Below are 21669 nucleotides of genomic sequence, written 5' to 3' on the forward strand. Positions count from 1 at the left end.
GTGCCGCTCAGAAACGGAAGCCCGCGCTGGCCCGGAAGCCGTAGCCGGAAGCGCCGCCGCCGGTCTCGCCATGGACGCCGAGGCCCAGCAGCACGCGGCCGACGCTCGCCGAACCCTCGATCCGGCCGGTCAGCGCGGTGGTACCGTAGCGCGCCGCGCCGATCTCGAAGCTGTCCCCGCCGTCGACGAACCGCAGCGTGCGGCGCGGTGCGGCGTTGTCGAGATAGGACCGCGCGCCGATGTCCGCCGCCAGCTGGAAGCCGCCATCGAACGTCGCGCTGCCGTGTGCGCCGTAGCTGGCGAGGACGGTGGTATCGCGCGTCCGCTCGCCCGCCAGCGCCGCCGCGCCGCCCCATTCCTCCAGCGCGCCGAGCGTCGTCGAGGCCGCGCTGATCCCGCCGTACGGCCCGACCCGCAGCGTCTTGCCGACCGGGACGGCGTAGGACACCTCGCCGAAGCCGACATAGGAACGGCCGTCGCTGTCGGAGCGCAAGTCGTTGGAAAGGCCGCCGAAAGCAACCGCGCGCTCGGTCGACAGGGTATGCGCGGCATAGCCGAAGCCACCGGCGATGCGTAGCCCGCCCTGGATGTAACCGAGGTAGGCATACGCCGAATTGGTCACCAGGTCGGCGCTGCCCGCCCGGCCCGAAAGGTCGATCTCGTTCTTCGAATAGCGGTAGGCTAGGCCCGCCCGCAGATGCGTGCCGGTATATTCGACGCCGCCCTCCACGACCTTGCGGTCCGAATTGACCTTGGCGAAATCGCCCTGCGATCCGGCGGCCAGCCTGCCGATATCGCCCGCGACCCAGGCGCTGAGCCGCTGGCCGCGTGGGCCGTCGAGGCGCCCGATCAGGTCGCGCGCCGCATCGTGCCCGTCACGGCCGGCGATCGTCGAGACGGCGACGAGGATCTCGCCCGAAAGCTGGTCGAAGGCATCGCGCGCATCCTCGGCGTTGAGGCCGATGGCGGCGTCGAACAGCGCGCCGCCAGCCGGATCGTCCCCCTGCGCCTCGACGACGCCGGCCACCGCCGCCTGGTTCGCGGTGACCGCGACCGAAGCGAAGCTGGCGTCGTTGCGCAGCAGCCGCAGTTCCACGTCCGCCGCGTTGTAGACCAGGCTGGGCGTCAGGAACGCAAGGTCGCTGGTCACGCTGGAGAACGTGCCGGTGACAGAGGAACCCGACAGGATCGTGTACGTGGTGAGCGGCGAGAAGTTCGTCTGTCCGCCGCCCAGAACCGAGACGGTGCCGCCCTGGATCGTCACCGCGCCGGTGGCGGTGATGCGGTCCGCCGTGCCGTTCGGGGAGACCTCGACGAGGTAGGTCGAGGCGTTCTGGAAGGTCAGCGAGCCGGCGACGTTGAGCGTGCCGATCGAGTTGCCGGGCGATACCGTGCCCGCGACGTTCAGCGACCCGACCTTGCCCGAGCCGCCCAGCGTCCCGCTCGCCCCGAGCGAGACGGTGCCGGCCAGCGAGCCGTTCACGATCAGCGTACCGCCGGTGATGCTGGTGGAACCGGTGTAGGTATTGGCGCCGCCCAGCACCAGCGTTCCGGTGCCGGTCTTGATGAGCCTGCCGGTGCCGGACAGGACGCCCGAATAGCTGGTGTTCCCTGCGCCGTTGACGGTCAGGATCGCACTGCCCAGCGCGATCGTGCCCTCGCCCGAGAGCCCGCCTACGGTCTGTGCGAAGTTGCCCAGCGCGGCGTTGGCCCCGCTCGCCACGGTGAGCGTGCCGCTGCCCAGCACGTTCGCCGCGCCCGCCGCAAGGGTGCCGCCGGCAACCGTGGTGCCGCCGCTGTAGGTGTTCGCGCCCGAGAGGGTCAGCGTGCCGGTTCCGGTCTTGCCGAGGCTGCCGGTGCCGCCGATGATGCCGGTGAAGCTGCTGTTCGCACTGCCCCCCGCCGTGAGCGTGCCGCTGCCGAGCTGGATCGCACCCGCGCCGCTCAGGGTGCCGACGGTGGAACTGGCGCCGTTGAGGTCCAGCGTCGCCCCGCTCGCCACCGCCAGCGCGCCGCTGCCCAGCGTACCGCCATCGAGGCGCAGGATGCCTGCCGAGACGGTGGTGCCGCCGGTATAAGTGTTGGCACCCGCCAGCGTGAACACGCCGCTGCCGGCCTTGGACAGCGCGCCCGAGCCGCTGATGACGCCGCCGAACCGGGTCGAGCCATCGCCGCCGCCGGTGACGAGGTCGCCTCCCGAAAGCGTTACACTACCGTCTCCGGCAAGGCTGGCGATCGCCTGGAAACTCGCGAGGTCGAGCGTCGCGCCCGCCGCCACGGTGACGTCGGTGCCGGCAGGCAGGGCCCCCGCCACGCCCGCGCGCAGCGTGCCGCCCGAGACCGTGGTGGCCCCGGCGTAGCTGTTCGCGGCGCCCAGCACGAGCGTGCCGGCATCGAGCTTGGCGATGCCCCCGTTGCCGCCGATGGATGCCGCGATCGTGGCGGTGACGCCGGGATCGACGCGCAAGTTGGTCTGCGCCTCCAGCACGCTGAGGGCGCCGGTTCCGGCCGCGAGGGTGTAGCCATTGGTCATGAACTGCATGCCGGTGACGCCGATCGCGCCATCGACGGTGACCGTGCCCGCCTGCCCCTGGAACACGGCGAAGCGGCCGCCCCAGCTGTCGTTGGCGGTGCCGTTGGCGTCGGTCCAGTTGTCGTCGGTCGTGGTCCACGAGCCGGAGCCGCCATCGACCGCGCCATTGGCGGTGGTCGCGGCGCCGTCCCAGAACTGGAGTTCGGCAATCTCCCTGTCGTAGACGAGGTTGACTTGCGAGGTCACCGAGGTCTGCACGGTGACGTCGTCGCCGTCGATGCCGGTGGGCAGGACGCCGATATCGAGCCCGTTGTCGGTCAGGGTGCCGGTATAGTCGGCCAGGCGATAGACGCCGATGCCGAAGCCGCCGAGGTCGGTGACGTTGAGCGTGCCGTCGAGGGTGAGGTTCCCGTTGACCTGCAGGCGATCGCTCGCCCCCGCCACGTTCGGCGCGCCAAGGCCCATTTCCAGGACCGAGCCGGAGGACAGCACCAGCCCGCCGCTGGTGAACGTCCCGGCGCCCGCGCCGCCGACGACGAGCGTGGCGTTGTCCGCCAGCGTCACCGTGCCGCCGGCGCTGCCCGAGCCCGTCAGCACCGCGCCGCCCGCGACATCGACCGCCTCCGCGACGCTGCCTTGCAGCGCCAGCGTGCCGGTGGCCACCGTGGTCGTCCCGTCATACGTGTTGGCGCCGCCCAGCGTCAGGCTGCCCGTGCCGGTCTTCACCAGGCCGCCGCTGCCGCTGATCGTGCCGCTGAAGCTGTCCGCATTGCCGAGGCCGCCCGTCGTCAGGGTGGCGCCCAGCACCACCTGCCCGGCGCCGCCGAGGCCGCCGACGGTCTGGTCCGCGCGAATGTCGAGGGTGCCCCCGCCGGCGACGATCACCGCGCTCGACGCCGGGATCGCCGAGCCGCCGAGCGCGACCACGGTGCCGCCCAGGATGCTGGTGGCGCCGCCGTAGCTGTTGGCGCCCGAGAGGACGAGCGTACCGCTGTCGTTCTTGACGAGCCCGCCGGTGCCGCCGATCGCAGCGCTGATCGTGCCGGTCAGGCCGGGATCGACGCGGATGTTGGTGAGCGCGGTGTCGGTGGTCAGCGTGCCGGTTCCGGCGGCGATCTCGTAGCCGCCTGTCATGAACTGCGCGCCGGTGAAGACGATCGCGTCATCGACGGTCACGGTGCCCGCCGTGCCCTGGAACACCGCGAAAGCGTTGTCCCACGCGGCATTGGCGCCGCCGTTGGCGTCGGTCCAGTTGGCTGCGAGGTTGGTCCAGCTGCCGCTGCCGCCATCGACCGCGCCGTTGGCGACGGTGGCGCTGCCGTCCCAGAACTGGATGTCGGTCGCCGTCTGCGCGCCGTAGACGAGGTTCACCTGGTTCGCCGCCGAGGTCTGGACGCCCAGCAGCCCGCTGATCGTGCCGTTGGGCACCGTGCCGAGCGCCAGCCCGTTATCGGTCAGCGCCCCGGTATAGTCGATCAGGCGGTAGACGCCCTCACCGAAGCCGCCGACGTCGGCGACGTTCAGGGTGCCGTCGAGGGTCAGGTCGCCGTTGACCTGGATGCGGTCGCCGGTTCCCGGCGTGCCGAGGTCATAGGCCAGCACCGAGTTCGAGGAGAGCACGAGCCCGCCGGTGGTGAGCGTGCCGATGCCGCCGCTGCCCGGTGCGATCGTGCCCGCGCCGACCGTCAGCACGCCGGCGACGCTGCCGGTGCCGCCCAGCGCGGCGCCATTGCCGACTTCGGCCGCGCCCGCCCACTGGCCGGTGAGCGCAAGGCCGCCGCCCTGCACCGAAAGCAGGCCCGTGGCGGTGTTGGCGCCCGAGAGCGTGAGCGTCCCGGTGCCCACCTTGGCAAGCCCGCCCAGCTGGCTCAGCACGCCCGAGAACAGCGTGTCGCCGCCCGCGCCGCCCGTCATCAGCGTCCCGCCGTTGTTCTGCCCCAGCCACACCGCGCCGTCGCCCGAGAGGTTGGCGATGGTCTGGTCGCGCGCGAGCGGGGTAGTGGCGGTGTCGTTGAGATCGAGGACGCCGGTGCCGGTGACGACGAAGGCGGAATTGGCCGAGAAGGCGCCGTCGATCTGCCCGGTGCGCAGCCGCCCGGCGCTGATGACGGTATCGCCCGAATACGTCGTCGCGTCGTTCAGGACCACGGTGCCGGCGCCGGTCAGTCGCACGCTGCCGCTGCCGCTGATGGTGCCGTACTGGTTGACCCCGCGCGACCGGTTGAACACCAGCGTCCCGTCGTTGACCATGGCGCCGGCAAGATAGGCGCCGTTTTCCGCGTCGAGGTCGTCATAGCGCAGCGTCGCGCCGCTGGCGATCGTGGCCCCGCCGCTGAGCGTCTGGGAACTGGTGATCGCCCAGCTTCCGCCCAGCACATGCAGTTCGTCGAAACCCGCGAAAGTGCCCAGCACCTGCGCGCCGGAGCCAGTGAGGTTCAGGATATCGGTCACGCCGGTCGTGGAGTTGCCGCGAAGGCCGCCCTCGATCACCGCCCCGGTCTCCACCGTCAGCGTGTTCACGGTGCCGGCGACACCGGTGCCGCCGAAATAGACCGCATAGCCCGAGGCGCTGGCCCCGGTCCCCGCGCGGGTGAGGCTGCCGTTCGCCAGGGTCACCGAGTTGACGGTGCTGGAGGCGCTCAGGTTGATGCGGATAGCCTCGCGGGTGTACGTGCCCGCATCGCCGTCGGTGCCGCTGATCGTGCCGCGATTGACGATGGTGGTGTTGCCGGCGCCGATCACGCCGTAGATGCCGGTGATGCTGCCGGTCGCCTCGTTGGTGAGGTTCAGCGAGCCGCCCGCATTGCTGCGCACGCCCTCGCCCTGCCCGCTGACCGCGCCGGTGCCGGTGATGGTGCCCGCATTGACGAGGTTGGTGATCGCCGTGGTGACCACGCCCTGCGATCCGCTGATCGTCGCGCCCGCATGGTTGGTGAGATCGAGCGTGACGCCGGTGACGGTCACGTCCACGCCTTGCGCCTGCTGCGCGAGGTTGCCCGCGTTGTCGAGGCCGGTGCTGACGATCGTGCCGTAGTTGTCGATGGTGATCGTGCCGCCATCGCCGCCCACGGTGCTCTCGCTGAAGCGGATCGCGTCGTTGGCGCCCCGAATGGTCCCCCGGTTGACGATAGTGGCGGTGCGATCGGCGAAGTCGGTGCTGCCGCTGATCGCGCGACCGTTCGACGCGCTGGTGGCCAGCGCCTCGATCGTGCCGTCGTTGGTGATGAGGATGCCGTCGCCGCTGCTGGCGCCGTTGACGTTGACCGCCTGGTTGCCGGTGACCTGGAAATTCGCGCCCGATGCGACCGTCAGGGTGTCGGAACCGTCCATGCTGAGCGCACTGGTGCGCGATGCCGTGACCGTGGTGGCGTCCTGCGCATGCGCCGCCAGCGGCAGCACTGCGAAGCACGCGGAAACGAGCAGACGTGTGCGCAGGTGCCCCGCGCGAACCGGATTAGCCATGAATCACCCCTCCACCGCGGCGCAGGCCGCATGGTCAATGCCGGTTGCCCGGCTGTTTTTCGTGTTGTCCGGCGGAAGCCCCCTGTTCGGCTCCCGCCAGGGTAGATGCCTCAGCGCAGGCGCAGGCGCAGGCGCAGGCTGAGGAAGTATTGCGGGCCGTAGAATTCCACGTTCCGCGTGCTGCCGACGACCGGCATGTATTCGACCCGAGGCTCGTTGAAGATGTTGAGTGCCTGAAAGCGGATATCGGCGGTCTTGTTGATGGAATACCGCACGTTGACGTCGAAGGTATCGTTGCCTTTCACGTAGCGCAGCTGCGTGTTGTCGCTGGTGAACGCCTGGTAATAGCGCGAGCGATAGCGATAGATGCCCTGGATCGAGAACTTGCCGATCTCGTAGAAGGCCTGCGCCGAGAAGACGTGCTTGGAATAGCCGCTCAGACTGGCCGCCGGAATCAGGCCGGGCGTGACTGCACCGGTTTCCGCGTCGACGACGTCGCCATAGCGGATGTCCTGCGTCTTGAAGTTGGTCCAGGCGTAGTTGTAGCTCAGCTTGGCGCCCAGCCCGTCGAGCGGGTGCGGCAGCCAGGTGAACTGGTTGCTGGCCGTGATTTCAAGGCCGTAGAGGTCGCTCTGCTCGTCGCTGTTGGTGGTCTGCGTAACCGGTACCGAATAGCTGGTGCCGCCGATCGTGAAGTCCTCGTCCTCCTCGATCGGGATGCGTCCGCCGGTGAAGCGCTTGTAGTAGACCGCCGCCGCCAGCAGCGTGTCCTTGTTGGCGTAATATTCGAAGCTGAGGTCCGCGTTCCACGACATCGTCGGCTTGAGCGCGGGGCTGCCGGTGGCGATGATGGTGTTGATCGCGTCGGTGACCGAGGTGTAGCCGGTGCCGGTCTCCAACGTGATCTGCCGCCCGGCGCCGAGCGCGCTGGGCGCCGGGCGCGACATCGCGCGGTAGATGCCGGTGCGCAGGCGCGCCTTGTTCGACAGGTCGAAGATGGCGTTGAGGCTGGGCAGCCAGCGCGTGGAACTGGACGTGATGCGGGTCTCGGTGAAGTCGCCGTTCTCCCGCAGGGAGATCGAGCCGTCACTGTTGTTGATGACGTCGAGCCCGCTGCGCAGGCCGTTGGCGATGACCTTGGTGTGGACGCCGCGCACGCCGAAGTTGCCGCGCACCGGAATTCCGCCCAGATCGCCCGAATACGTCGCCAGGACGTAGCCGGCCATGGTCTTCTCGGTGACGTCCGAGTTCTCGACCGCGCGCAAGTCACCGCTGTTGCCGGGATCCTCGGTGCCGAGGTACTGGCGGAACTGGCACAGCACGTCGAAAGTCGCGTAGTTGGTGATCGCGCCCGCCGGGCCATCGGCGAAGAAGTTGCTCTGCGGGAACGGCGTGCGGCAGGCGAGGTTGACGTCGCGGTCCACCGCCGGGTCGGTCTGGTCGATGTTGACGTCGTTGCTGTAGCCGAAGAACTTGCGCTGCGACCAGCGCGCGCCGACCGCGATCTGCTCGATGAAGCCGTCGAGCTTGTACTTGCCGTCGAGGCGCATCGCGTAGATCTCGTCGTCGCGGCCGTCCTGCGAACGCGTCAGGCGCGCATCGTCGCTGAACAAGTCGGCATTGGTCGGATCGAAACGCTCGTCGAAGGTGAACACCGGCAGGTAGCTCTGGCTCATGTCGACGTGGTAGGGGATGCGCTGGTTGTTGATCGCGGTGCGCTGGCCGTAGATGTCGAAAGGATCGGTGCGCAGGCGGACCTGGCGGGTGATGTCGAGCCGCTTGGTATGCGAATAACCGAAGTCGGCGTTGAGGGTCAGACGGTCGCTCGCCTGCCATTCGACGTTGCCGCCCAGGCCCAGGTACTTCTCGTCACGCTGGAACAAGCCCGACACCGACTGCATCGTGGCCGAACCGTCGGCCTCCAGCAGCTGGTTGTTGTCGCCGATGACGACGTTGTGCAGGTTGTAGCGTCCTTCCGCCGTGCCGAAATCGTGGCGTTCCTCGCTGTACTGGCGGCGCGAGTACTGAAGGTCGAGGTTGATGTCGAGCGTCGGGCTCGGCTGCCACTGCAGCGCCCCGAACACCGCGTTGCGCAAGTCCGAAGTCGTCATCTGCCGGTATGCGTAGGAATTCGAGGCATGGAAGAACGGCGTGCCCGAATTCCCCTGCTCGCGGCTCACTTCGGTGCAGTTGCCGGTGGACACGATCGCCGCATTGCAGGTGAACCATGTCGAACTGGTATAGAAGCGCTCGACCGGATCGCTCACCTTGTTGCGCTGGTAGCCGATCGAGATACCCACGTCGCCCAGCGCGCCGAGGTTGAACTGGTCGATGTAGCTGGCGGTGATGCGGTAGCCATAAGGGCTCTCGCCATCGATCCGGTCCTGATACGGGTTCAGGTTGCCCTTGACCTCGGCCTGAAGCTGGCGGCGCTTGTAGTCGAGCGGCTTGCGGGTCTCCATCTCGATCAGGCCGGCGACGCCGCCTTCGATGAGGTCGGCCTGCTGCGTCTTGTAGATCTTGATGGCGTTGAACAGTTCGGCGGGGAACTGGCCGAAGTTGACCGCCCGGTCGCCCGACCCGTTGGTCGCCTCGCGCCCGTTGAACGTCGTCATGCTGAGCCCGGAGCCCAAGCCGCGGATGGAAACTTCGGTGGGGCCGTAGTTCGCCCGGTCGATCGAGGCGCCGGTGATCGTCGCGATCACCTCACCCACCGACTGGCCCGGCAGTTCGCCGATCTCCTTGGAGGACACCGCATCGACGATGGCGTCGGACGTGCGCTTGGCCTCGATGGAATTCTGCATCGTTTCGCGCACACCGGTGACGACGATGGCATTCGCCGAAGTATCGTCGACAGCCTCATCCGAGCCCTGAACGGCACCATCCTGAGCCATCGCAGGGGCGGCGCCCACCGCGCAGGCCACGATGGAGGCCCCCATCAAGAGCACGGCACGCATGGCCACGAAACCACTGCCTGCGGGGCATTTCGCCGCTGAGACCACCCAGATTCTCCTCACCCATTCTATATACCAATTATCTACTCCAGTACGTGCAGATTCGTCAAGAGTATTTGCATGCCAATTGTTCAATCCAAATATGCATGACGCTTTTGCGGACATTTCGGCCCGATACCGCCGCTGCACTTCTCTGCGGCCAATAGATTGGCCCGTTCGGCATAGTCGTACCCGGCTGCAATCACCGCGCCCGCGCTGTACGCTGCGTTTCGCCGAGCATGTGGAGAGAACCGTGGAAGTGGAAGTCGAGACAACCGCCGGAAGAGTGCGCGGGCGCGTAAAGGCCGGCGTCGCTTCGTTCTTCGGCGTGCCTTATGCGGCGGCGCCTGCAGGGTCGCTGCGCTTCGCGCTGCCACGGTCGCCGCTGCCGTGGCAGGGTGCGCGCGATGCCCATGAGCCTGGAGCCAATGCCCCGCAGCGCGTCAAGGGCATGCCCGGGCTCGACGTCGCGGCGCTCATCGGCAGCGGATGGCAGCCGGGCGACGACTACCTTGCGCTCAATGTCTGGACCCCTGCGGAGCATCGGGGCGCCCTGCCCGTGATGGTGTTCATCCACGGCGGCGGTTTCGTCGTCGGCAGCAAGGACGCGCCGGTGCAGGACGGCAGCGCCTTTGCGCGGGACGGCGTGGTATGCATCGCCATCAATTATCGCATGGGTGTCGACGGCTTCCTGCCGATCCCGGGCGTCCCCACCAACCTGGGCCTGCGTGACATGATCGCCGCGCTCGAATGGGTGCGCGGCAATGCCGCCGCGTTCGGCGGCGATCCGGCCAATGTCACCGTGTTCGGCGAATCCGCCGGGGCCATGGCGATCGCCGACCTCATCACCTCGCCGCTCGCCAAGGGACTGTTCCGCCGCGCGATCGTACAGAGCGGGCATGGCCGCATGACCCGCGACATCGGCGTCGCCCAGCGGCTGGTGCGCAAGCTGGCGAAGCTGCTGAAGATCACGCCCGACGAAGCCGGTTTCCGCAGCGTGGAGCCGAGCGAGCGCCTGCTCGATGCGGTCGAGACGGTCAGCCTGCCCAAGACCCGGCTCGATTTGCGCGATGCCGAAGGGCACGAGCCGGTTTTCGGTATCAGCCGCTTCGTTCCCGTGCATGGCGACGACGTGCTACCGCTGAAGCCGCTCGATGCGTTGCAGGCGGGCGCCGGGGCGGAAATCGACCTGCTGATCGGCACCAATGCGCAGGAGATGAACCTCTACTTCATTCCCACCGGTGTGCGCGAGACGATCGGGCGACTTCTGGCGACCTACGTGTTCCACCGCGTCCATCCGCGTGCGCGCAAGCTGCTCAAGGCTTACGGCATGGGCAGGAAGGGGGTGAAGCCAGGCCATGCCTTCACCGATGCGGCGCACGACCTCGTATTCCGCTGGCCTGCGCGCCGCTTTGCCGAGGAGCATCGCGGCCGCACGCATATGTACGAATTCGAGTGGCGCTCGCCCCTATTCGCCAAGTCCGGCTCCGGTGGCTTGGGCGCGGCGCATGCGATGGAGCTGCCTTTCGTGTTCGACACGCTGGCCGCCGTGACCGGTCCCGAAGGGCTGTGCGGCGAAGCGCCGCCGCAGGAACTGGCCGACCGGGTCCACCGCATCTGGGTGGATTTCGCCCGCGACGGCACCCTGCCCTGGCCCGAGTTCACCCGCGAGCAGCGCCATGTCTACCAACTGGCGCGCGGCGAGGCGATCGAGGAGGCCCCCTTCCCGATCGCGCCCTTCCTTCCCTGACGGAGCACACCCATGTATCTCGAACGACTGAAGCTGGATGGTCGCCGTGCGCTCGTCACCGGCGGGGCCAGCGGCATCGGCCTGGCCTGCGTGGAAGCGCTGGCGGAAATGGGGGCGCAGGTCGTCATCGCCGATCTTTCCGAAGCGGCGATCGCCACCGCCCGCGCGGCGATGGCGGACAAGGGCCATTCCTGCGAGGGCGCGGTGATGGACGTTACCGATTCCGCTCGTGTAACCGCAGTGGCCGACCGGCTCGGTGCCATCGACATCCTCGTCAACAACGCTGGCATCGCCCGCAGCGAAACCGCCGCCGAGACGGTGGCAGACGAGCACTGGCTGAACGTCATCGACGTCAACCTCAACGGCACCTTCTGGTGCGCGCGCGCCTTTGGGCGGCACATGCTGGAGGCGGGGCGCGGCAGCATCGTCAACGTGGGATCGATGAGCGGCTTCATCGTCAATCGGCCGCAGGGACAAAGCTACTACAACGCCTCGAAAGCGGCGGTGCACCAGTTGACGCGCAGCCTTGCTGCCGAGTGGGCCGACCGGGGCGTGCGGGTGAACGCGGTCGCGCCCACCTATATCCGCACCCCGCTCAACGAATTCGCCGACAAGCAGGGCGCAATGTACCGCCGCTGGATCGATTCCACCCCGATGGCGCGACTGGGCGAGCCGGAGGAAGTGGCCTCGGTCGTGGCCTTCCTCGCCTCCGATGCCGCGAGCCTGATGACCGGCAGCATCGTGCTGGCAGATGGCGGCTATACCTGCTGGTAATCCCATCCGTCATTGCGAGCGCAGCGAAGCAGTCCAGGGCAGTCTTGAGCCGCTCTGGATTGCTTCGCTGCACTCGCAATGACGTCGGATGATGATCCGATCGGTCAATTCAACGCGCCGAACGGCATATCCGAATCCCCTCGCTTAACCTTTCAGATAGGTTAGACCTGTCATATAGGTTGCAACGCCGACTCCCCGGGCACGTACCCGAGAGAGCGGCGTCGGGAGAGAACTATGAAATCACGGATCTGCCTGCTCGCCGGTGTTTCGTTCCTGGCCGCAGTTACCGCTTCCGGCCCGGCGATGGCGCAAAGCGTCTCGCCTGCCGCCCCATCTGCCAATGCCGAAACCGCACCTGAAATCGTCGTCACCGCCCGCAAGCGAACGGAGACGCTGCTCGATGTTCCCGTCGCCGTAACCGCCGTCAGCGGCGATGCACTGGCCAAACGCAACATCAATTCGGTGCGAGAGGCGGCGGTGCTGACGCCGGGCCTCAACATCAGCAGCGACGGGGCAGGCCGTGCCTTCGTGTCGATCCGCGGCGTCGGCGTGACGCTGGTGCAGTCTGTCCAGCCGGGTGTCGGCCTGTTCGTGGACGGCATCTATCGCCCCAACACCGCCTATCTCAACAACCCGCTGCTCGACGTGGAGCGCATCGAAGTGCTGCGCGGGCCGCAGGGCACCCTCTACGGCAAGAACACGCTGGGCGGCGCCATCAACGTCATCACCCGCCAGCCCGGCAACGACTTCGAGGCGCGCGGTCAGGCCAGCTATGCCGGGCCGGACAATGCCTGGCTGGTGTCCGGCTCCGTCTCGGCCCCGATCGTCACCGACAAGCTGGCGATCCGTGTCGGCGCCTCGCACCGCCAGCAGGACGGCTTCATCAACAACACCAATATCGGCGGCAAGGCCAACAAGCTGAACACCGATTCGGTCAGCACCACCATCCACGCCACACCCACCGATGATCTGACCATCGTGGTCAACGGCTACTACGACTGGGTGAAGGGCGCCAACGTCCCCTATGCCCGCGTCACCGGCCCGACCGACTATTCGCGCGACAACCAGTTCGACAGCCTCGGCACCACCACGTACAAGTACCGCGGCATCAACGCCCGCATCGAAAGCCCGATCGAGGCGCTGAACACCAAGGTCTCGCTGCTCGCCGCCTACGATCTGCGCAACACCAGCGCGCCCGACACCGATGGCGATTTCGGCCCGAGCGACCCTGCCCTGCCGATCCCCGCCGTGCGGCAGGGCGGCACCGATGCACTGCGCACCAAGACCGTGGAACTGCGCTTCGACACCGAATTGAGCGACCAGTTCTCCACGCTATTTGGTCTGTTCTACAGCCGCGAGACGACCCGCTCCGACCAGCTGACCAACATCGCCATCCCGCTGATCGGCCTCAGCCTCAACAACCGCGCGCAGAATTCGACCAAGGCCGATACCTACGCCGCCTTCGGCACCGCGTTCTGGAAGCCGAACCCGGACTGGGAAGTCGCGCTCGGCCTGCGCTACGATCACGAGGACCGCTCCGCGACCGGCCGCGTCAACGGCGGCACGCCCACCAGCGTCGGCCTGAAGTCCAACCAGGTCGAGCCGCGCCTTTCGGTGACGCGGCACTGGAACAAGGAGTTCATGACGTACGCCTCGGTCGCGCGCGGCTATCGCGGCGGCGGCTTCAACGCGGTGACGGCGCCGGTGCGCGTCTACAAGGGCGACTCCGCCTGGACTTACGAAGTGGGCGCCAAGTACGCTTCGGCAGATCGCAGCTTCACCCTCTCGGGCGATGTGTTCTATTCCGATTACAAGAACTACATCGGCCTCAACTCGATCGCTCCGGCTTCGACCGGCGGGCTCGTCACCGTCGATCTCAACTCGGGCGACGTCGAAAGCTACGGCGCCGAAGTGGAGGCCACTTTCAAGCCGGTGCCGGAATGGACCCTCTCGGGCGGCGCCACTTACATGCATGCGCGCCTGACCGACAGTTCGCCTTACACCGCCGTCACCGGCCGTACCCTGGCGACCGACCGTCTGACCTTCCAGCCCGACTGGATGTTCAACCTGTCGAGCGATTACGTCGTGCCGGTCGGGCAGGACAGCCTGACCTTCAGCGCCAGCGTCAACGGGAAGGGCAGCCGCTCGGCCGCCAGCCTGAACCAGACGACGCCGACGATCCTCAAGAGCTACGTCCTCGCCAACGGTTCGATCACCTACCGCATGGGCAATGTCGAACTCGCGGTGTTCGGCAACAACCTGTTCAACAAGAAGTACTTCGACAGCTACATCGAGAAGACGACTCTGGCGCTTGCCGGGCTGCCCGCGTCCGACCTCGGCATCATCGGCGATCTGCGCCGCTACGGCGTGCGCGCCAGCTTCCGTTTCTGAGGGACACCATGTCAGCCCACTACACCCCGCAGCCGCGCAAGCCCCTGCCCGAAGGTTTCCTGATGGCGCTGCGCAGCCTGTTCGGCGATCGTCTGCAGATGGGCGAGGCGATCCGCCTGCAGCACGGCAGCAGCGAGGCGCACTTCACGCCAAGCCTGCCCGATGCGGTGGTCTTCCCCCTCTCGACCGAGGAAGTGGTGTCGCTGGTCAAGCTGTGCGGCGCGGCGCAGGTGCCCGTCATTCCCTTCGGCGCGGGCACCTCGATCGAGGGCAACACCATCCCCGTGCGCGGCGGGGTGACGGTGGACCTCAGCCGGATGGACGCGATCCTCGAAGTCCATGCCGAGGACTTCGACTGCACGGTGCAGGCGGGCGTGCGGCGCGAGCAGCTCAACGAGCACTTGCGCGACATGGGCCTGTTCTTCCCGATCGATCCGGGCGCCAACGCCACCATCGGCGGCATGGCGGCCACCCGCGCCTCGGGCACCAACGCGGTGCGCTACGGCACCATGCGCGAGGCGATCCTGTCGTTGCGGGTGGTGACGCCCGACGGCAAGGACATCCGCACCAGCCGCCGCGCGCGCAAGTCGGCGGCCGGATACGATCTCACCCGCCTGATGATCGGCAGCGAGGGAACGCTGGGCATCATCACCGAAGTGACCTTGCGTCTCCACGGCATTCCGGAAGCGATATCGTCCGCCGTCTGCAGCTTCGAGACGCTGGAAGGCGCGGTCGATACGGTGGTGCAGGCGATCCAGATCGGCGTGCCGCTGGCACGGGTGGAAATTCTCGACGACACGCAGATGCGCGCCGTCAATCGCTGGTCCAAGCTCGACTATCCCGAGTTGACGACGCTCTTCTTCGAGTTCCACGGGTCGCAAACTTATGTGGAGGAGCAGGTTCGAACGGTGGAGGAGATCGCCGGAATGAACGGCGGCGGGCAGTTCCGCTGGTCGAACCTGCCCGAAGAACGCTCGAAACTGTGGAAGGCCCGGCACGAGGCCTACTACGCCGCCGTCAACTTGCGCCCCGGCGCGGTCGGCTGGGCGACGGACGTCTGCGTGCCGATCAGCCGCCTTGCGCAGTGCATCACCGAAACCAAGCAGGACATCGAGAAATCGAGCATTCCCGGCACGATCCTGGGGCACGTCGGCGACGGCAACTTCCATGTCGTCTTCTCGATCGATCCCGGCGTGCCAGAGGAAATGGTCGAGGTGGAGGCGATCAACGACCGCCTCGTCACGCGTGCGCTGGCGATGGACGGCACCTGTACCGGAGAGCACGGGATCGGCCTTGGCAAACAGGACTGGCTGGTCGCGGAACTGGGCGACGCGGTCGAAATAATGCGCCTCATCAAGAAGGCGATCGACCCGCACGATCTGTTCAACCCGGGCAAGATCTTCGCCCCTGCCGCCTGATCCGCTGAAAGGTTCCATGCTGATGGCAAGCATCGCCCTGCGCCCCGCTCCCACCTTCCACAACCGCCTCACCGCGCTGCTGGTCCTGGCTATCGCGATGGCCGCAGGCTTCACGATGATGGGCTCGTTCAGCATGGTGCAGGAAGGCGCCAAGGCGGAAATGGGCCTGAGCGACACGATGCTCGGCATCATCCAGGGCGTGTCGGCGGCGGTGCCGCTGGTGCTGTTTTCCATTCCGATCGGCATCCTCGTCGACCGCCGGAACCGGGTGCGCCTGCTCATCGTGCTCAGCCTGGTCTGGACCGCCGGTACCCTGCTGACGGCCCTGGCCCAGAGCATGCCCGTGCTGTTCGCGGCACGGATGATGGCGGGCATCGGCACCACCGGCGCGCTGACCGCCGCGCTCTCGCTGACCGCAGACTTGTGCCCGCCCGAGCAGCGCGGACGGGCGATGCTGGTGGTGACGCTGGGCAAGTGTCTGGGGCAGGCCGGTGCCTTCGCCCTGACCGGCTGGCTGTTCGGGTTGATGCTCCATGCGACTTTGCCCGGTTTCACGGCGCTGCCCGCATGGCGCACCGCCCACGTCCTTCTTGCCGCGATCAGTCTGTGCCTGACGCTGCCGTTGCTGATGCTCCAAGAGCCGCAGCGGCATGAAGTGGCGGCCGGCATTCACGCCCCCTTTCGCGCCGTCGCAGGGGAACTCTGGGCTCGCCGTGCCTTCCTGATCCCGCTGTTCCTCGGTCAGGTCGGCGTGGTCATGGCCGACGCTGCCGCGGCTATCTGGGCATCTCCGGTGCTGTCACGCAGTTATGGCCTCTCGCCCGAGGACTTCGCCGGATGGATGGGCGCGCTGATCTTCGCGACCGGCTTCCTGGGATCGATCCTCGGCGGCATCGCGGCGGACATGGGACACCGCAGCGCCCGGCGCGGCGGGCTGCTGACAGGCGCCGTCGTGGCCGCCGCCATCGGCGTCCCGGCCGCGCTGTTCCCGGTCGCCCCCAGCGTCCCGCTGTTCGCATTCGCCATCGGCACCTTGATGTTCTGTGGCACGATCACCGGGCTCGTCACCTCGGTTGCCCTGACGGTGCTGATCCCCAACGAACTGCGCGGCCTGTGCATCGGCGCGTTCATCGCCCTTGCCGGACTGGTGGGCTTCGGCGTCGCCCCCTCGCTGGTCACAGGGGTAAGCACACTGCTGGGAGGCGAACGCCATCTCGGGCAGGGGCTGGCGATCGTCGGGGTCGCCGTCAGCATGATCTCGGTGATCGCCTTCGGCCAGGCGATGCGGCGGGCTCCCCTCTCGGCGGTCCGCGAACCTATCTGATAGCTATTGACACAACCTGTCAGATAGGTAGGATCAAACTATCAGGAGAGAGGCCAGGACACATGCAAGGCACCATGGCAGCCATTGAGGTTTCACCGGAAATGCTCACCCTGCTGGGCGCCGGGAAAGTCGGCCGCATCGCCCCGCCGCCGCGCGCGATCGGGCTGGTGTTCGGCTTCGGAACCGCGAATGCACCTGCCACGGTGCGCTATCTTTCCCGGCCTTGCGGCAAGGCGCTCGATGCCGATCTCCAGACCCGGCTGATCCTGCTGGTATCGCGCGAGGCTTGCGAACGCATCGCCGGGCAGTCGCTCGACCTTGCCGACGGCAGCCTGTTCCACGTCCCTGCAGCGCTGCGCACGATCGCGCTCGCCATTCGGGACTGCGCCTTGCCGGATGCCGCCAGCACGCCCTATCGCCTCGCGAAGAGCATCGAACTGCTTTGCGATTTCCTCCGCGCCCATGGCGACAATGCGCTGGTCCCCGTCAGCCCCGAAGGCATGCTCTCCAGCACCGACACCCAGCGTCTTCTCGCCGCGCGCCGGGTGATCGACGAGCGCTGGTCGGAAAAGCTGACGCTCGACATGATCGCCCGCGCCTCGGGGCTCAATCGCGGCAAGTTGACGCGCGGCTTTCGCGAGATGTTCGACTGCACCGTGGCCGATGCGATTTCCGGCCACCGGCTGAGCGAGGCGGGACAGATGCTGCTGGCCACCGACCTGCCGGTCTCGTCGATCGGCTATCGCTGCGGCTATCTCAACAATGCCAGCTTCACCCGCGCCTTCGCCCGCCATTTCGGAGAGGCGCCCACGCAGTTCCGGGCCCGGAGGCTGGCGGCATGAGCACGCGGCCCGTCGAAATCGGCGGCTCTCTGGTCGATCTCGCGGTGCAGGCCGTGCGCAACCACATCCGCGACCATGACCTGAAAGTCGGCGACAGCCTGCCGGGCGAAGGCCAGTTCGCCACCAGCCTCGGTGTCAGCCGCGCGGTGATGCGCGAGGCGTTCGGCGCGCTGGCGGCCCTGCGACTGCTCGACGTTGGCAACGGCCGCCGGGCCCGCGTCGGCGCGATCGACGGGTCGGTGATGGGGGCTTCGCTGGAGCATGCGGTCACCACCTCGCAGATCAGCGTGGCGGATGTCTGGGACGTCAGGCGCACGCTGGAAGTGCGCATCGCCGCGCTCGCCGCCGAGCGGCGCAGCGCCGAGCAGGCGGAGCAGATCCTCGCGCTGGCCGAGGCCATGGTGCGCGATCAGGGCGATATGGCCCGCGTGACCGCACACGACACCGCCTTCCACCAAGTGCTCGCGGCGGCGACGGGCAACGTGCTGTTCGCGCAGATCGTGCGCTCTTTCGCGCCGCAGATGGAAGTGGCGGTCCCCAAGGCATGGGAAACCCGGCATGCGCAGGAGGAAAAGGCCGGCATCCTGTCGCTGCATCGACGCATTGCCCGCGCGATCGCCGACGGCGACAGCGGGAACGCGGCCGCGGCGATGGAGGCGCATTTCGATGCCTCCATCGGCGATCACTTGAGATGAGACATCGGGTCAGGGCGTGACGTTCGGTATTATCGAACAAATCGTAGGATATTTCTCCAGTTATTGGAATGATCGGTTCGGGATACCTGAGGGTGCAAGAGCGATGCTCCTTATGTCTAACCCCCTCAAGTCCAGGACCGGATGCCATGACGATCCACTCCAATCCCGACATTCCCCTCGACATCGAAGGTATCGAGCAGGTGATCCTGCCGCCCGTGCGCGATCTCGGCGACGGCTTTCGGGTGCGCCGTGCCCTGCCCAGCGCGCAGCGCCGCATGGTCGGCCCCTTCATCTTCTTCGACCAAATGGGGGAGGCGGTGTTCCGCAGCGGCGAAGGCCTCGACGTTCGCCCTCATCCGCACATCGGCCTGTCGACGGTGACGTACCTGATCGAGGGCGAGATCCTGCACCGCGACTCGCTTGGCTCTCTCCAGGCCATCCGTCCCGGCGAAGTGAACTGGATGACCGCCGGCAGCGGCATCGTCCATTCCGAACGCACTTCCGAAGAGAACCGCGCACGCGGCGGCAAGCTGTTCGGCCTGCAGACCTGGGTGGCGCTGCCCCGCGAAGCCGAGGAGACCGCGCCCGCCTTCTCCCACCACAAGGCGCACGAGATGCCCGTGACCGAGGATGCAGGAACGCGCCTGACGCTGATCGCGGGCAGTTCGGACGGCATGACCTCGCCGCTCAGGACATGGTCGGACATGGTCTATGCCGACATCGCGATGGAAGGCGGCGCTCGCTACCGGGTCAAGGCGGAGCACATCGAACGGGCCGTCTACGTGGTCGGCGGCGCGATCGAGGTCGAGGGCCAGACCGGCACTTTCGCGGCAGGTCAGTTGGTGATCTTCAAGCCGGGCGCCGAGATCGTCCTGCGCGCCAGCGGCATGACCCGCCTGATGCTGCTGGGCGGCGAGCCGCTGCCGGAGAAGCGGCACATCTTCTGGAACTTCGTCTCGTCCTCGGCCGATCGCATCGAGCAGGCCAAGGAAGACTGGCGCAACCAGCGCTTCGCCCCGGTCCCGGACGAACACGAATTCATCCCCCTGCCGGCCTGAGGAGAACGACCATGGCCCATGCGAAAGCCCATATCGGTGAAACCCCCTGGCGTACGCAGATCGTCGCCGGGGGCCACGCGATCACTGCCGACGAGCCGGCCGCGCTTGGCGGACAGGGCTCCGGCCCGGCGCCTTACGACCTGCTCCTTGCGAGCCTTGGCGCCTGCACCGCGATCACCCTGAAGATGTACGCGGCGCGCAAGGGCTGGCCGCTGCAGGCGCTCGACGTCGAACTGCACCTGACGGGATCGCCCGAGGAACGCAGGATCGAGCGCAAGCTTTTCGTCACCGGGCTGGATGACGAGCAGAAGGCGCGGCTCGCCGATATCGCCGAGCGCACGCCGGTCACCCTCACCCTCAAGCAAGGCCTGGCGATCGATACCCGCCTGGCCTGATGACGGGAACGCCCGATCAGAAGGGGTATTTCGGGGGAGACATGTAACTGTCTGTACGAACACGCCCGGTTTCCCTCGCCGAATCACGCATTTGAACCGTGCCCGGACGGTGCTTCTGTAACTATTGGCGGCAATGATGCGCCCGCTGGAAGTGAATATCGCTAGCCCGGCTTGGCGTGCAAAGGTGTCATAGGCCAGCACCCGCTGCTTCGGCTTGCACCCCATACTGCCATGTGCAGGGCTTGCAACACCGCATCGGTGGTCTGCCTGCTCTGCATCGACCCACCCATCACGCGGCGGAATGGAAATCAATCACGACGGCCAGATAGGCAAAGCCCTTCAGAGTGCGGATGTAGGTGATGTCCGTCACTGAGGACCGGTCTGGCACAGCCACATCGAACTAGCGATCCAGGGTATTGTCAACCGCCAGGAACGGCTTGCCGTCATAGCTCGCCGGCCGACGCTTGTAGTCACTCTGCGCCTTGATACCCACATGCTCGCAGCCTGGTGCGAGTTGCGTCAGGATTTCCGGCATTTTCCCGCTGATCGCATAAAGGCGGCCAGATTTGTCGATGAACTCTACGTCAGTCGGCCGGGAACACTCCGCCAGCGTTGGAAACGGGATATGGAGATGAAGCGAAATCTCAAGGGTAAAAGTTGAGCCTTCAAAATGGCGTTAGTCGCGACGCGCAGGCATCATTCTGCAGTCGACCCTTTCCGGCCGTTCGGAGCCAAAATTCGGCTCCCCAGGTGCAGACCTTCCGCTTTTTCGGCAGTTCGCTACAAGAAATCCATTCAAATCCGCGCCGCTGAACTTCCGCTCCTGATCGGGGGAACGCCGCCGATCACCGCGGCCCGGCAGAAGGCGCGGAGTAATCCATGGCGGCAAGATCCGAGAGCAGATCGGTGCCCGTTGGGTTCCATCCAAGCCGCTCGCGGGTCCAGGCATTCGCCCCCATCATGTCGAGCCCGGCGAAAGACGCCATCCAGCCGAAATAATGCTCAACCTCGTCTGCATTGATTGAGCGGACCGGCAAGCCGGTGCCCTTTCCGATCGCCTCGGCGATGGCGCGCGCAGCTACACCTTCTTCCACCGCCGCATTATAGCGCGCGCCAGGCTCACCCTTTTCCAGAGCGAGTACATAGAGAGCAGCCACGTCGCTGACGTGCGCCGCTGCCCAGCGGCTCTGCCCCTCTCCAATGTATGCTGCCGCTCCGGCCCGGCGAGCCTCGGCGATCAGAGGCGTAATCAGCCCGACCTTGACCGTATCATGGACCTGCGGCAGCCGGATCGTGCGCACGTCGATCCGCCGCGCGATCAGAGCCGCACCGGCCAACTCCGTTGCGATGCGGGGATTGGGGTGATGCGGATTGAGCACGTCTTCCGTTGCAGGGCCGCCATTCAGCGGCGTGCCGATACCGACGCCCGAGGTGATCAGGATGGGCTTGCGCGTCCCCTCCAAGGCTTCGCCGATCGCGGCGATATTGCGCTCGTCCTTCTTGGTGTTCTCGAAGAAGTTTTCGAAATTATGGTCGAACGCGCAATGGATTACTGCGTCAGCCGCCGCCGCCCCGCCGGCGAGGGTTTCGGGTCGATCCAGATCTCCGAAGTGGACCGCAGCGCCAGCCGCTTCGAGTTGGCGGGCGCCGGCTTCAGAACGGGTGAGGCCAAGCACTTCGTGTCCGGCGTTGAGCAGTTCTGGAATGATGTGCGAGCCAATGAAGCCTGTGGCTCCGGTGAGAAACACGCGCATTAGAAACCTCCTGATTGCGGAGGCACTGTATCAGCGCAGCTTCAAACCTGTTAAAGTAGTGACTATATCATGGTATAAGCTGCAACAGGATCATTTATGGCCAATGATGCCTCCAACCGGCTGGGCACCTATCTTCGAGACCGCCGCGCGCGACTAGCACTACTTTGGCAGAAGTTTGAAATGCGTGACTGATAGGCTCCCACCGCAATGAGGGCATTGGTCTGGCGGAGGTCTTGATATTCGGTCAATGATGGCCTGTCGGATGGCGGGCATGCTCGGC

The 21669-nt window shown here is 66.8% G+C and carries 13 protein-coding genes and 1 pseudogene; 10 read left to right on the forward strand and 4 right to left on the reverse strand.

Annotated features, from left to right (window positions below):
• Positions 1-7: 7 nt before the first annotated feature.
• Together V2S85_RS15860 and V2S85_RS15865 are read right to left on the reverse strand one after the other, a co-directional pair.
• The gene (locus V2S85_RS15860) at positions 8-5995 is read right to left on the reverse strand and encodes an autotransporter-associated beta strand repeat-containing protein (protein ID WP_330703817.1); all 5988 of its coding nucleotides are present in this window, start codon (positions 5993-5995) and stop codon (positions 8-10) included.
• Between the two features lie 110 nt (positions 5996-6105).
• Positions 6106-8952, reverse strand: coding sequence for a TonB-dependent receptor (locus V2S85_RS15865; RefSeq protein WP_330703830.1), 2847 nt, complete (start codon positions 8950-8952; stop codon positions 6106-6108).
• A 289-nt stretch (positions 8953-9241) separates the two neighbouring features.
• Here V2S85_RS15865 and V2S85_RS15870 point away from each other — a divergent pair, with 289 nt between their 5' ends.
• From V2S85_RS15870 to V2S85_RS15910, 9 genes are all read left to right on the forward strand, one after another.
• Positions 9242-10738, forward strand: a complete 1497-nt coding sequence (locus V2S85_RS15870) for a carboxylesterase/lipase family protein (RefSeq protein ID WP_330703818.1) — start codon at positions 9242-9244, stop codon at positions 10736-10738.
• A gap of 12 nt (positions 10739-10750) precedes the next feature.
• Complete coding sequence (locus V2S85_RS15875) at positions 10751-11512, forward strand: SDR family NAD(P)-dependent oxidoreductase (protein ID WP_330703819.1); 762 nt, start codon at positions 10751-10753, stop codon at positions 11510-11512.
• 234 nt (positions 11513-11746) lie between these two features.
• Complete coding sequence (locus tag V2S85_RS15880) at positions 11747-13903, forward strand: TonB-dependent receptor (RefSeq protein WP_330703820.1); 2157 nt, start codon at positions 11747-11749, stop codon at positions 13901-13903.
• Positions 13904-13911: 8 nt separating this feature from the next.
• Positions 13912-15321, forward strand: a complete 1410-nt coding sequence (locus V2S85_RS15885) for an FAD-binding oxidoreductase (RefSeq protein ID WP_330703821.1) — start codon at positions 13912-13914, stop codon at positions 15319-15321.
• A gap of 22 nt (positions 15322-15343) precedes the next feature.
• On the forward strand, positions 15344-16645 hold the full coding sequence (locus V2S85_RS15890) for an MFS transporter (protein WP_330703822.1): 1302 nt from the start codon (positions 15344-15346) through the stop codon (positions 16643-16645).
• 74 nt (positions 16646-16719) lie between these two features.
• Positions 16720-17487, forward strand: coding sequence for an AraC family transcriptional regulator (locus V2S85_RS15895; RefSeq protein ID WP_330703823.1), 768 nt, complete (start codon positions 16720-16722; stop codon positions 17485-17487).
• Entirely contained in the window at positions 17484-18182 is a 699-nt protein-coding gene (locus V2S85_RS15900) for a FadR/GntR family transcriptional regulator (RefSeq protein WP_330703824.1), read from the forward strand. Before V2S85_RS15895 ends, V2S85_RS15900 begins: the two co-directional genes overlap by 4 nt.
• A gap of 146 nt (positions 18183-18328) precedes the next feature.
• Positions 18329-19240, forward strand: coding sequence for a pirin family protein (locus V2S85_RS15905; RefSeq protein ID WP_330703825.1), 912 nt, complete (start codon positions 18329-18331; stop codon positions 19238-19240).
• An 11-nt stretch (positions 19241-19251) separates the two neighbouring features.
• Complete coding sequence (locus tag V2S85_RS15910; RefSeq protein WP_330703826.1) at positions 19252-19635, forward strand: OsmC family protein; 384 nt, start codon at positions 19252-19254, stop codon at positions 19633-19635.
• Positions 19636-19824: 189 nt separating this feature from the next.
• On the opposite strand, the pseudogene V2S85_RS15915 reads toward V2S85_RS15910, so the two are convergent.
• Positions 19825-20125, reverse strand: a pseudogene (locus tag V2S85_RS15915) (DDE-type integrase/transposase/recombinase); the annotation flags it as partial.
• 3 nt (positions 20126-20128) lie between these two features.
• Here V2S85_RS15915 and V2S85_RS15920 point away from each other — a divergent pair.
• On the forward strand, positions 20129-20296 hold the full coding sequence (locus tag V2S85_RS15920; protein WP_330703827.1) for a WYL domain-containing protein: 168 nt from the start codon (positions 20129-20131) through the stop codon (positions 20294-20296).
• A gap of 184 nt (positions 20297-20480) precedes the next feature.
• On the opposite strand, the gene V2S85_RS15925 is transcribed toward V2S85_RS15920, so the two are convergent.
• Positions 20481-21389 (reverse strand): SDR family oxidoreductase, encoded by a 909-nt coding sequence (locus V2S85_RS15925; protein ID WP_330703828.1) that lies wholly within the window; start codon positions 21387-21389, stop codon positions 20481-20483.
• Between the last annotated feature and the right edge of the window lie 280 nt (positions 21390-21669).

The organism is Novosphingobium resinovorum, from assembly GCF_036352595.1.
Lineage (GTDB): Bacteria > Pseudomonadota > Alphaproteobacteria > Sphingomonadales > Sphingomonadaceae > Novosphingobium > Novosphingobium resinovorum_B.

Excerpts from the sequence above, each read along its gene's own strand:
- V2S85_RS15860 (WP_330703817.1), bottom strand. The coding sequence starts at position 5,995 with ATGGCTAATCCGGTTCGCGCGGGGCACCTGCGCACACGTCTGCTCGTT.
- V2S85_RS15865 (WP_330703830.1), bottom strand. The coding sequence starts at position 8,952 with ATGCGTGCCGTGCTCTTGATGGGGGCCTCCATCGTGGCCTGCGCGGTG.
- V2S85_RS15875 (WP_330703819.1), top strand. The coding sequence starts at position 10,751 with ATGTATCTCGAACGACTGAAGCTGGATGGTCGCCGTGCGCTCGTCACC.
- V2S85_RS15880 (WP_330703820.1), top strand. The coding sequence starts at position 11,747 with ATGAAATCACGGATCTGCCTGCTCGCCGGTGTTTCGTTCCTGGCCGCA.
- V2S85_RS15885 (WP_330703821.1), top strand. The coding sequence starts at position 13,912 with ATGTCAGCCCACTACACCCCGCAGCCGCGCAAGCCCCTGCCCGAAGGT.
- V2S85_RS15890 (WP_330703822.1), top strand. The coding sequence starts at position 15,344 with ATGGCAAGCATCGCCCTGCGCCCCGCTCCCACCTTCCACAACCGCCTC.
- V2S85_RS15895 (WP_330703823.1), top strand. The coding sequence starts at position 16,720 with ATGGCAGCCATTGAGGTTTCACCGGAAATGCTCACCCTGCTGGGCGCC.
- V2S85_RS15900 (WP_330703824.1), top strand. The coding sequence starts at position 17,484 with ATGAGCACGCGGCCCGTCGAAATCGGCGGCTCTCTGGTCGATCTCGCG.
- V2S85_RS15905 (WP_330703825.1), top strand. The coding sequence starts at position 18,329 with ATGACGATCCACTCCAATCCCGACATTCCCCTCGACATCGAAGGTATC.
- V2S85_RS15910 (WP_330703826.1), top strand. The coding sequence starts at position 19,252 with ATGGCCCATGCGAAAGCCCATATCGGTGAAACCCCCTGGCGTACGCAG.
- V2S85_RS15920 (WP_330703827.1), top strand. The coding sequence starts at position 20,129 with ATGCTCGCAGCCTGGTGCGAGTTGCGTCAGGATTTCCGGCATTTTCCC.
- V2S85_RS15925 (WP_330703828.1), bottom strand. The coding sequence starts at position 21,389 with ATGCGCGTGTTTCTCACCGGAGCCACAGGCTTCATTGGCTCGCACATC.